Here is an 11,281-nt window from a genome sequence, read left to right as displayed (position 1 = left end):
GCCCCGGGGGCGCCGGGTGCCCCCCCCCCCCCGGGGGCCGGGCCCGGGGGCGCGGCGGTCCCCCCCCGCGGGGCCCCGCCCCCGGCCCGGGGGGGGGGCCCCACGGACCGGCCCCGACCCGCGGCCCGGGCTCCTCACACGAAGTTCTTGTCGATCAGCAGCCGGAGGATCGCCGGGTACTGGTCGGGGAAGTCCATCGGGACGATGCCGAACCGGGCCCGCTCGGCCTTCCGCGCATCGAGGTAGGCGAACACCTCGGGCATGATGAACCGGGCGTTGTGCCGCGGGAAGTCGAGACCGCCGGAGAAGCTGGTGAAGTTCGCGAACATCCGCGTCGCGCCCGGGTCCAGGAAGGCCTTGTCGAACTGGGCCGTGACGAGCCGCGCCTTCTGGGAGTTCTCGACGCCGTCCCAGCGGTCCTGGGTGTCGAACCAGTCGTTGGTGCCGCTGGACCACTGGATGACGGACCACGGGTTCTCGAAGTCGGCCACCAGCACGATCCTCCCGCGCGCCTCGCCCAGGGCGGGCCAGCGGGCGTCCGTCCAGAACCAGCGCCGGAAGCCGAAGTCGTCCAGGTAGTAGTCGATCCGGCGCTGGAACTCGGCCGCGTCGAGCCGGTTGCCGCCCGCGTACTCGTTCTTGATCCGCATCACCACGACCTCCCCCGCATGCGCGCTCAGGAACGAGGTGCACTGGTTGAGCACGTCCTGGAGCCGGATGTACTGGTAGTTGTCGCTGTGGTAGATCCCCAACTCGCTCGCCGTGCCTTCGAGTCCGTTGCAGCGGATGTCCAGGAACCTTATGCCGCGCTGGAGTTGGTCGGGGATGCCCCAGTTCTGGGTGTGCGACCACTCCGTGCCGTGGAGGGGGTCCGTGCAACAGGAGTCGTGGGTGCCCGGGACGGTCAGGCCGGTCAGCGGGACGCCGTCGTCGAGACGGCCCATCCACTCCCGGTCGTCGACCTCCGCGGCGCGCGGCACGCGGCCCGCCGCGACGGCGGGGGCGGTCGCGGGGGCGGTCAGCGCGCCGGCGGCGAGCGCGGCGGCACCGGCCTTCAGGGCTGTGCGGCGGGGCATGAGGCTCATCCGTACTCCCGGACTCGGGGGCGCCCGGCGGGGCGCCCGCAGGAAGTGGTGCTCTCACTATGCTCCAACGTGCCCAGGGGGCAAGGTGGTTCACGCGCGCACGGTCCTCACCGAACCGCCTCCGTACGGCCATGAACACAAGTCGGGAATCATGACGAATACGGCCGAAGGGGCGAAGCCGCGTGACCGCACCGCCGCCGCCGGTGTTGTCAGGCCATCACGCCAGCCTCCGGAGGCCCGCCCATGCGCACCGCCCTGCTCAGTGCCCTGCTCCTCGGCGCCCTCGCCGTCCCCGCCGCCGCGACCGCCGCGACCGCGACCGCCGCGCCCCAGGTCCGCGAGGTGAACCAGGGCTACAGCATCCCCGTGGGCGCCGTCACCGACCTCGGCGCACTGCCGGTGCTCGGCAGCCTCGGGCTGGACTTCGCCCGGCTCCTGGGGCAGTAGACCGCGTCCGCCACCGAAGCCGCCACCGGCACACACCGCCGGTGGCGGCTTCGCGTTGCCCGGAAACACGCGCCCGCCACCGCGCGACACATCCCGCAACACACCGTCACAGCGCCGCAACACCCGTTCCCACCAGCCAAGATGCCGATTGACATCGGCCCACGGCCTTCAGCACGATGAGCCCCGAACCGCGTCGCAGCGAGCCGGAAGGAGGGCCCGTGCACACCGCCGTCCAGCGCGTCCCGCGCGCCGCCGCCCTCCCCGCCCGCCGCTGTTGTCGCGGCACCCGGGCGCTCTGACCGCCCCACACCTCCGGGCGCACCCACCGGCCCCCGAGCGCACCGACCGCTCCCCGCACGCCCTCCGCCGTGCCGCCCCACCCCGCCCGCTCGCTCGCCCCGGCCGAGCCGTGCCCGGACCACGGGCCGCTGCTGCCATCACCCGTCCCCGCCAGGGGATTCGAAGGGACATCCACCATGACCGACCTCCGCCTCACCCCCGCCGCCGGCCGGATCGGCGCGATCGTCCACGACGTCCGCCTCGGCGGCGACCTGCCCGCGGACACCGTGTCCGCCCTCGAAGCCGCCCTGTACGAGCACAAGGTGCTGTTCTTCCGCGGCCAGAAGCACCTCGACGACGCCGAACACGAGGCGTTCGCCCGCCTGTTGGGTCACCCGGTCGGCCACCCCACCGTGCCCAGCGCCGACGGCCGGTACGTCTTCGAGCTCGATGCCACGAAGGGCGTGCGGGCCAACAACTGGCACACCGACGTCACGTTCGTCCCCTCCTACCCGAAGGCCTCCATCCTCCGCGCGCTCGAACTCCCGCAGGCCGGCGGCAGCACGGTGTGGGCGAACACCGCCGCCGCCTACCAGGACCTCCCCGCGCCGCTCAAGGCCCTCGCCGACGGCCTGCGCGCCGTCCACACCAACAACTACGACTACGCGGCGAACCTCGCCCTGCGCCCCGAGCTCGCGGACAACGCCGAGGTGGCGAAGCTGTTCCGCGAGGTGTTCGTCTCCACCGCGTTCAAGACCGAGCACCCGGTGGTCCGCGTGCACCCCGTCACCGGCGAACGGACCCTGCTGCTCGGCGCGTTCGCGCAGAGCATCCAGGGCGTCTCCGGCGCCGACGGCCGGGCGCTGATCGGCATCTTCCAGCGCTACGTCGAGCGGCTGGAGAACACCGTCCGCTGGGACTGGCAGGTCGGCGACGTCGCGATCTGGGACAACCGCGCGACCCAGCACTACGCCGTCAACGACTACGGCGACGAGCCCCGCCTGGTGCGCCGAATCACCCTGGACGGCGACCTCCCGATCGGCGTCGACGGCACGCCGAGCCGGCTCCTGGCGCCCGTCGACCCGCCGCGCGTGGCCGGCCTCGTCCCTGCCGAGGAACTCCACGAGGAACTCGACAAGGAGCTCGGCGAGGACCTCGAACCGGCCGCCTGACCCCGCGCCCACGCCCACCGCCGTCCCTGCGCCAGCACCGAAGGACCCACCCGATGACCGCATCCACCACTCCCCCCGCCCCCGGCCTCACCCGCCGCGCCCTGCTGCGCGGCGGCGCCGCCGGAGCCGGCCTGCTGGCCCTCGCGGCCTGCCGGTCGGCGGCCGACCAGGCGGCCCCGGCCGCCGACGCCTCGGCCGGCCCGCGCAAGGGCGGCGTCCTGACGGTGGGCACCGGCGTCGACGTCACGCCGAGCCTGCTCTTCGCCCAGAGCGCCAACACGCTCGTCCAGCGGCTCGTCTTCAACACGCTGACCAGGTACGACGACCAACTGCGCCCGCAGCCGGAGCTCGCCACCTCGTGGCAGGTCGCCCCGGACGGCACGAGCGTGACGCTCCGGCTGCGCGAGGACGTCCGGTTCCACAACGGACGGCGGTTCACCGCCGACGACGTCGTGTTCGCGGTGCAGAACCTCCAGAACCCGGTCCGCTCGGCCCAGTTGCGGTCCACCGCCGCGACCGTCACCGACTTCCGCAAGAACGGCGACTTCGAGCTGACACTGGTCCTCGCACACCCGGTGAGCAATCTGTTCGACCTCTTCGAGTTCATGATCATCCCGGATCGCGACACCGTCGAGGAGGCCGTCGCCGGGGCGAAGCTGATCGGCACCGGCCCGTTCACCCTCACCGACCGCAAACCCGGCTCCTCGCTCACCTTCGCCCGCAACGACGCCTACTGGAACCCGGGGCGGCCCCACCTCGACGGCGTCGAGATCCGGATCATCCCGCAGCCCGAATCCCTGCTGTCCTCCCTCAGGACCGGCCAGACCCACCTGTCCTACAACGTCCGCGGCAAGGACGTCGCCACGCTCAAGGACGACCCGCAGTTCCGGATCAAGCAGTACGACACCGGCGCCGGCGCCTACTACATCGGCGCCAACGTCACCGCCGAGCACGTCGGCGACAAGCGCGTCCGCCAGGCCATCGCATGGGCGATCGACCGCGACCGCTTCGTCCAGCAGGCGCTCGGCGGCTACGGCACCGTCTCCTCCGTCCCCTGGCCCAAGTCCTCACCCGCGTACGGCGACGCCGACGCCGCCCACTACCACCACGACCCCGACCGGGCCCGCGCGCTGCTCAAGGAGGCCGGGCTCGGCACGATCACCCTGCCGTTCGCGCACACCGCCGACCCCGGCTCCACCGCGATCGCGCAGATCCTCCAGTACGACCTCAAGCAGGTCGGCATCGAGCTCGTCCTCCAGCCCACCGACTCGCCGACCATGCAGAAGCAGCTCATCGCCCAGACCATGCCCGCGCTGTGGACGCTCAGCCACGGCTTCGCCCAACTCCAGCCCGCCACCCTGGCGGTGAGCGCCTACCCGTTCAACGAGGCCAGGAACAGCTCGCACTTCTCCTCGCCGGCCTACACCGACATCGTGCAGAAGGCCTGGAACCGCCCCGCCGGCGACGGCCCCGAGACCGCGGCCCTCTACCGGCAGATCACCGACGTCCTGCTGGACGAGGCGTTCGTCATCGACCTCGCCATCGCCGGACTCGTCGAGGTCGCCGGGCGCAAGGTCCAGGGCGCGACCCTCAACAAGTACAGCTACCTCAACCTCGACGACGCCCACCTCACGGCCTGATGGAGCCGCACGTGCGCACCTTCCTGCTCAAACGGCTCCCCAGCGGGCTGCTCGTCCTCGTCCTCGCCTCCTTCCCCGTCTTCCTCATCCTCCGGCTGATCCCCGGCGACCCGGCCACCACGCTCGCCGGCCCGGACGCCTCGCCCGCCGCCGTCGCCGCCATCCGCGCCCGACTCGGGCTCGACCAGCCGCTGTTCGGCCAGTACCTGAGCTGGCTCGGGCACCTGATCAGCGGTGACCTCGGGCCCAGCTACGCGATCGGCGGGCAGGTCGCCGACCTGATCGGCGACGGGATCGCCGCGACCGTCCAACTCACCGCCGGGGCCCTGCTCCTGGTCGTGCTGATCGCCGTGCCGCTGGCCGTCCTCGGCGCCACCACCGGACGCCGCCCGGTCGCCGCCGCCGTCCGGGCCGTGACGACCGCCGTCCTCGCCGTCCCGCCGTTCGTCACCGGCGTGCTCCTGGTGCTGGTCTTCGCCGTCTCGCTCCGGATCCTCCCGGCCGGCGGACACGAATCCCTGCTCGACGCACCGGACTTGGCCGTCCAGTACCTCCTCATGCCCGCCGTCTGCCTCGCCCTGCCCAGCGCCGCCATCCTCGCCCGCTACCTCAAGGACGGCATCGAGCGTGCCCTCGCCGAGGACTACGTCCGCACCGCCACCGCCCTCGGCGTCTCCCGCCGGCGCATCCTCTGGCAGCACGTCCTGCCCAACGCGCTGCCGCCCGCGGTCACCGTGCTGGGCCTCCAGATCGGCCAACTCATCGCCGGAGCAGTCCTGGTGGAACGCATCTTCGCCTGGCCCGGGCTCGGCCAGCTGATCGAGCAGGGCGTCGCGCGCCGCGACTACCCCGTCGTGCAGGACCTCCTGCTGCTCGTCGTCGCCGTCTACGTCACCGTCCAGCTGCTCACCGACCTGGTGCACGCCTGGCTCGACCCGCGCGTCCGCTGGGAGTGACCCCATGACCACCACCACCCTTCCGCTTGGCCGAAACCGTTACCTCACAGGCCTGTCGACCTGGCGCGGCCTCGCCGGACTGGCCCTCGTCGGCCTGCCCGCCCTCGCCGGACTGCTCGCCCCGCTGCTCACCGACGCCGACCCGGACGCCCAGGGTCCGCTCGCCCTGGCCGGGCCGGGCGCCGGACACCCGCTCGGCACCGACGACCTCGGCCGCGACCTGTTCAGCCGGGTCCTGCACGGGATCACCGCCGACCTCGGGATCGTCCTGCTCGCCGTGCCGGCCGGCGCGCTCCTCGGCTGCGCGTTCGCGCTGCTCGCGGCCACCTCCCGGTGGGCCGACCTCGCCGTCCAGCGGGCCTTCGACCTGCTGCTCTCCTTCCCCGGACTGATCCTCGGGCTCGCCGTCACCGCCGTGCTCGGACCGGGCCGCTGGCCGGTCGTCGTCATCATCGCGATCGCCGAAATCCCCTATTTCGGGCGCCAGTTGCGCGCCGGGATCCTGGTGCAGCGGGAACGCGATTACGCGGTCGCCGCACGCGTCGGCGGCGCCACCCGGCGGCGGGTCCTCCTCCGGCACGTCGTCCCGAACGCCGTGGACCCGCTGATCGTCCAGACCGCCGTCGCCCTCTCCGTCGGCGTGTTCATCGAGGGCGCGCTGAGCTTCCTCGGCCTCGGCGTCCGGCCGCCCGACCCCACCCTCGGCAGCATCCTCAGCCAGTCCGTCGCCTACCTCGCCACCCACCCCGCCTTCGCCGCCGGGCCGCTCGCCGCCACCACCGCGCTGGTGCTCGGCTTCACCCTGCTCGCCGAGGCCCTGAACCGGGGGATCCGCCGATGACGCCCGTGCTCCGAGTCACCGACCTCACCGTGGAGTTCGACGGCACCCGAACCGCCGCCGAACCCCCGGCCGTCGACGGCGCGGGCTTCGGCCTCGCCCCCGGCGACACCCTCGGGATCGTCGGCGAGTCCGGCTCCGGCAAGTCCACGACCGCCCTCGCCCTGCTCCGCATGCTGCCCCCCGGCGGCCGGATCACCACGGGCTCGGTCGAACTCGCCGGGCAGGACCTCGCCGGCCTTCCCGAGGACGGGCTGCGGGCGCTGCGGGGCAGGCGGATCGCGATGATCTTCCAGGACCCGATGTCCTCGCTCAACCCCGTCCTCACCATCGGCCGGCAGCTGGACGAGGCGCTGCGCGCGCACGGCTCGCTGCCGCGCGCCCAACGCACCGCTCGCGCCGTCGAGTTGCTCGACCTGGTCGGCATCCCGGACGCCGCCGACCGCCTGCGCGACCACCCGCACCAGTTCTCCGGCGGCCAGCGCCAGCGCATCATGATCGCCCTCGCGCTCGCCCACGACGCCGAGGTGCTGGTCGCCGACGAGCCCACCACCGCGCTCGACCCGACCGTCCAGCAGCAGATCCTCGGCCTGCTCGCCCGGATCAACCGCGAGAGCGGCACCGCCCTCGTCGTGATCAGCCACGACCTCGGCGTGATCGCCCGCACCTGCCGCCGGCTCCTGGTCATGCGGGCAGGACGGATCGTCGAGCAGGGCGACACGGCCGACATCCTCACCGACCCCCGACACCCTTACACCCGACAACTCCTGTCAGCCGTGCCACGCCTCGATGAACCCTCCACGGCCGCCGCCAACAGCACCCCCGGCACCCAACCCCTGCTCACCGTCGACGGATTGCGCAAGACCTACGGCTCCCGCCGCCGGTCCGTCACCGCCCTCGACGGCGTCGACCTCGTGCTGCACCCCGGCGAGACGCTCGGCCTGGTCGGCGAGTCCGGCTCCGGCAAGTCCACGCTCGCCAAGGCGCTCGTCCAGGTCCACGCCCCGTCGGCCGGTGAAATCCGCTACGGCGGCGAACCGTTGGGCCGGACGCCCCGTCGAGAGATCCAGATGGTCTTCCAGGATCCGTACTCCTCGCTCAACCCCCGGATGACCGTCGGACAGATCGTCGCCGAGCCGCTCGTCGCCCACCGCCTCGGCGACCGCGCCGCGCGCGCCGCCCGGGTGGCCGACCTGCTCACCCAGGTCGGCCTCGACCCGGCGGTGGCCGACCGGCACCCGCGCGCCTTCTCCGGCGGCCAACGCCAACGCATCGGCATCGCAAGGGCGCTGGCGCCCGAACCGCGCGTGCTGATCTGCGACGAACCGGTCTCCGCGCTCGACGTCTCGATCCAGGCCCAGGTCATCGACCTGCTCACCCGGCTCCAGCGCGAACTCGGCCTCGCCGTCCTGTTCATCGCCCACGACCTCGCCGTGGTGCGCCGGGTCAGCCACCGGATCGCCGTCATGCACCGCGGCCGGATCGTCGAGACCGGCCCCGCCGACCGCGTCGTCACCAACCCCGAACACCCGTACACCGCCGAACTCCTGGCCGCCGTCCCCCGTCCGGACGAGGCCCGGCCCACCACCCGGAGCACCGCGTGACCACCTCTCCAGACCCGCACCGCCGCGACCCGTACGCCGGCTTCCCCGGCACCGTCGGGCGCACCTTCCGCGAGTCCACCCCCGCCTGGCCCGCCCGCGTCCGCCCGCGCGAGGGCGCGCCGAACATCGTCGTCGTCCTCATCGACGACATGGGCTACAGCGACATCGGCCCGTTCGGCGCCGAGATCCCCACCCCCACGCTCGACCGGCTCGCCGCCACCGGCGTCAAACTCGCCAGCTACCACACCATGCCGCTCTGCTCGCCCGCCCGCGCGGCCCTGCTCACCGGCCTCAACCCGCACCGCGTTGGCTACTCCTTCGTCGCCAACGCCGACCCCGGCTTCCCCGGCTACGGCATGGAGGTCGCCGGCGACATCCCCACCCTCGCCGAACTCCTGCACGACGCCGGCTACGCCACCTACGCCGTCGGCAAGTGGCACCTGACCCGCGACTCCGCCTCCAGCGCCGCCGACGACCGTGCCAACTGGCCGCTGCAGAAGGGCTTCGACCAGTACTACGGCGTCCTCGAAGGCCTCACCAGCCTGTTCCACCCGCACCAACTCGTGCGCGACAACAGCCCGTTGGACATCGACGAGTTCCCCGACGGCTACTACTACACCGACGACGTCACCGACCAGGCCATCGCGATGGTCAAGTCCTTGCGCGCCCACGACGAGGACAAGCCCTTCTTCCTCTACCTGGCCCACAACGCCGTCCACGGCCCGCTCCAGGCCAAGCCCGAGGACCTCGCCCGCCACAAGGGCCACTACGACGGCGGCTGGGACGAACTGCGCGCCGCCCGCTTCGCCCGCCAGCTCGCCGCCGGCCACTTCCCGCCCGGCACCGAACTGCCCGACCGCAACTCCGAGGCCGGGTACGACGTCGGCCCCTGGGACGAGCTCACCGACGTCCAGAAGAAGCTGTACGCCCGCTACATGGAGGTGTACGCGGCGATGGTCGACAACGTCGACCAGAACCTCGGCCGGCTCACCGACACCCTGGCCGCCCTCGGCGAACTCGACAACACCATCATCGTGTTCACCAGCGACAACGGCGGCACCGGCGAGGGCGGCCCGGAGGGCACCCGCAGCTACTTCAGCCGGTTCGTCCACCACCCGGACCTCCCCGACGACTGGAACCCGGACGTCGAGCAGGAGATCGAGCTGATCGGCGGCCCGCAGAGCCTCGTCCACTACCCGCGCGGCTGGGGCATGGCCTCCAACACCCCGTTCCGCTTCTACAAGGGCCAGACGTACGCGGGCGGCGTCCGCGTCCCGTTCGTCCTCTCCTGGCCCGCCGGCCTCCCCCGCACCGAGGGCGACACCGGCGTCCGCACGCAGTACCAGTACGTGACCGACATCCTGCCGACGCTGCTCGAACTCGCAGCCGTAGACCGGCCATCGACCCGAAGCCACCAACCAGTGCAGTCCCTGGACGGCATCAGCTTCACCTCCGTCCTGCGCGACAGCGGCGCCGCCAGTACGCACTCCGAGCAGTACTGCGAGATGACCGGCAACCGCAGCTACTACCGCGACGGCTGGAAGCTCGTGACGCTGCACCGCCCCGGCACGCCGTACGACGACGGCGAGTGGGCCCTGTACGACCTGCGCACCGACCCGACCGAGATCCACGACGTCGCCGCCGAACACCCCGCCCTGGTCAAGGAGTTGTCGGAGACCTGGGAGGCCGCCGCCTGGCGCAACGGCGTCTTCCCGCTCGCCGACGGCAGCGGGGCCCTCGCCCTGCGCGGGCCCGAGGCCGAACGCCTGCGGCGCCCGGTCACGCTGCTGCCCGGCACCCCCGAGCTGGAACGCTACCGCTCCTCCCGGCTGATCTCCTTCCGCTCCTTCACGATCGAGGTCGCCCTCGACGACCACCGGGACGGCGACCAGGGCGTGCTCGTCTCCCACGGCGACCAGGGCGGCGGCTACAGCCTCTACGTCGAGGACGGCCGCCTCCGCTTCGCCTACAACCAGTACGGCGAGCTGCACGAGACCGACGCCGGACCGCTCCCGGCCGGCAGCCGGCTCGTCACCGTCGCGGCCGAGGCCGTCGCCGACCTCAAGTGGCTGTTCCGCCTGCACGTCGACGGCGCGGAGACCGGCCGGCTCGGGCCCGTCCACCAACTCATCGGCATGGCACCGTTCCAGGGCATCAGCGTCGGCGTCGACCGCAAGTCCCCGGTCTCCTGGCCCGTCCACGAACGCCACCGCTCCTTCCGCTACACCGGCGCCCTCCACTCGGTGACCTACGTGCCCGGCGACCCGGCACCGTACGACCCGGAAACCGTCGCCCGGGCACTGCAAGCGGCGGCAGCCGCCTTCGAATAGCCGCCAAGATCGCCAAGTCCCGGTTCCCACGGGCCCCGCCGCGTTAGGCTCGACAGGACGCGGCGGGGCCCGCGCGACCGACCCAGGGGAGGACGCATTGATCGGGGACCTGCTGCCGGACGTCGTGGCGGCCGAAGTCGCTTACAACGACCCGCCGGAGGCCCGACTCGAACCCGCCGAGGCCGCCGTCATCGCCAAGGCCGTCGACAAGCGCCGCCGCGAGTTCACCACCGCCCGCCACTGCGCCCGCGCCGCGCTCGCCCGCCTCGGCGTCGCCTACCGCCCCATCATCCCCGGCCACCTGGGCGCGCCGAGCTGGCCGGACGGCGTCGTCGGCAGCCTCACCCACTGCGACGGGTTCCGCGCCGCCGTCGTCGCCCGCGCCACCGACCTCGCCTCCGTCGGCATCGACGCCGAACCCGCGCTGCCGCTCCCGGACGACGTACTGGAGATCATCTCCCTCCCCGACGAGCAGAAGCGGATCGCCTCGCTGCTGCTGCTGCGCCCCGACATCCCGTGGGACCGCATCCTGTTCAGCGCCAAGGAGTCCGTCTACAAGGCGTGGTTCCCGCTGACCGGCAAGTTCCTGGACACCAGCGAGGCCGACCTCGTCCTCTCCCCCGACGGCACCTTCACAGCCCGTCTCCTGGTCCCCGGCCCGATCGTCGGCACCCGCCGCATAGACGGCTTCGAGGGCCGCTGGTCAGTCCGCGACGGCCTCCTGGCCACGGCCATCGCCGTCACCCCGTAACCGATCCCCATGCCCGAACCACCCCGCACCAACGCACCCACCCCAACCACCCCCCTCCCCCCAAACCCTCCCCAGCGAGAGGGTGCGCTGCGGGAGGGGGTGGCGGAGGGGGTGGCCGCGGAGAGGGGCGTGACGGGTGATTTTCAGACTGCCAACGATCCAAGCCCCCCACCCACAGA

The 11,281-nt window shown here is 72.7% G+C and carries 9 protein-coding genes; 8 read left to right on the top strand and 1 reads right to left on the bottom strand.

All coding sequences use genetic code 11. The features are described 5' to 3' along the window. Positions 1-134: 134 nt before the first annotated feature. Positions 135-1,085 (bottom strand): phosphatidylinositol-specific phospholipase C, encoded by a 951-nt coding sequence (locus tag ACFVSN_RS44425; protein ID WP_387959231.1) that lies wholly within the window; start codon positions 1,083-1,085, stop codon positions 135-137. 243 nt (positions 1,086-1,328) lie between these two features. Here ACFVSN_RS44425 and ACFVSN_RS44420 point away from each other — a divergent pair, with 243 nt between their 5' ends. The 8 genes from ACFVSN_RS44420 to ACFVSN_RS44385 all read left to right on the top strand — a co-directional run bounded on the left by ACFVSN_RS44420 (position 1,329) and on the right by ACFVSN_RS44385 (position 11,102). Beyond that, positions 1,329-1,532: a hypothetical protein gene (locus tag ACFVSN_RS44420; protein ID WP_380447600.1), complete on the top strand. Its 204-nt coding sequence runs from the start codon at positions 1,329-1,331 to the stop codon at positions 1,530-1,532. A gap of 476 nt (positions 1,533-2,008) precedes the next feature. Beyond that, positions 2,009-2,983: a TauD/TfdA dioxygenase family protein gene (locus ACFVSN_RS44415; RefSeq protein ID WP_387959229.1), complete on the top strand. Its 975-nt coding sequence runs from the start codon at positions 2,009-2,011 to the stop codon at positions 2,981-2,983. 53 nt (positions 2,984-3,036) lie between these two features. Next, positions 3,037-4,623 carry an ABC transporter substrate-binding protein gene (locus ACFVSN_RS44410; protein ID WP_387959228.1) on the top strand — a complete coding sequence of 529 codons (1,587 nt, stop codon included), beginning with the start codon at positions 3,037-3,039 and terminating at the stop codon, positions 4,621-4,623. An 11-nt stretch (positions 4,624-4,634) separates the two neighbouring features. After that, positions 4,635-5,579 (top strand): ABC transporter permease, encoded by a 945-nt coding sequence (locus ACFVSN_RS44405; protein ID WP_387959226.1) that lies wholly within the window; start codon positions 4,635-4,637, stop codon positions 5,577-5,579. A 4-nt stretch (positions 5,580-5,583) separates the two neighbouring features. Continuing rightward, complete coding sequence (locus ACFVSN_RS44400; protein ID WP_387959224.1) at positions 5,584-6,420, top strand: ABC transporter permease; 837 nt, start codon at positions 5,584-5,586, stop codon at positions 6,418-6,420. Then, a complete protein-coding gene (locus ACFVSN_RS44395) occupies positions 6,417-8,021 on the top strand; it encodes an ABC transporter ATP-binding protein (RefSeq protein WP_387959223.1) in 1,605 nt (534 codons plus the stop codon). Before ACFVSN_RS44400 ends, ACFVSN_RS44395 begins: the two co-directional genes overlap by 4 nt. After that, the gene (locus ACFVSN_RS44390; protein WP_387959222.1) at positions 8,018-10,351 is read left to right on the top strand and encodes an arylsulfatase; all 2,334 of its coding nucleotides are present in this window, start codon (positions 8,018-8,020) and stop codon (positions 10,349-10,351) included. Before ACFVSN_RS44395 ends, ACFVSN_RS44390 begins: the two co-directional genes overlap by 4 nt. A gap of 97 nt (positions 10,352-10,448) precedes the next feature. After that, entirely contained in the window at positions 10,449-11,102 is a 654-nt protein-coding gene (locus tag ACFVSN_RS44385; protein ID WP_387959220.1) for a 4'-phosphopantetheinyl transferase, read from the top strand. The last annotated feature ends 179 nt before the right edge of the window (positions 11,103-11,281 follow it).

This window comes from Kitasatospora sp. NPDC057904, from assembly GCF_042887925.1.
Lineage (GTDB): Bacteria > Actinomycetota > Actinomycetes > Streptomycetales > Streptomycetaceae > Kitasatospora.
This window is presented reverse-complemented; position numbering and strand designations above follow the sequence as displayed.

Coding starts and splice junctions, on each gene's coding strand:
- ACFVSN_RS44425 (WP_387959231.1), bottom strand. CDS start 1,085: ATGAGCCTCATGCCCCGCCGCACAGCCCTGAAGGCCGGTGCCGCCGCG.
- ACFVSN_RS44420 (WP_380447600.1), top strand. CDS start 1,329: ATGCGCACCGCCCTGCTCAGTGCCCTGCTCCTCGGCGCCCTCGCCGTC.
- ACFVSN_RS44415 (WP_387959229.1), top strand. CDS start 2,009: ATGACCGACCTCCGCCTCACCCCCGCCGCCGGCCGGATCGGCGCGATC.
- ACFVSN_RS44410 (WP_387959228.1), top strand. CDS start 3,037: ATGACCGCATCCACCACTCCCCCCGCCCCCGGCCTCACCCGCCGCGCC.
- ACFVSN_RS44400 (WP_387959224.1), top strand. CDS start 5,584: ATGACCACCACCACCCTTCCGCTTGGCCGAAACCGTTACCTCACAGGC.
- ACFVSN_RS44395 (WP_387959223.1), top strand. CDS start 6,417: ATGACGCCCGTGCTCCGAGTCACCGACCTCACCGTGGAGTTCGACGGC.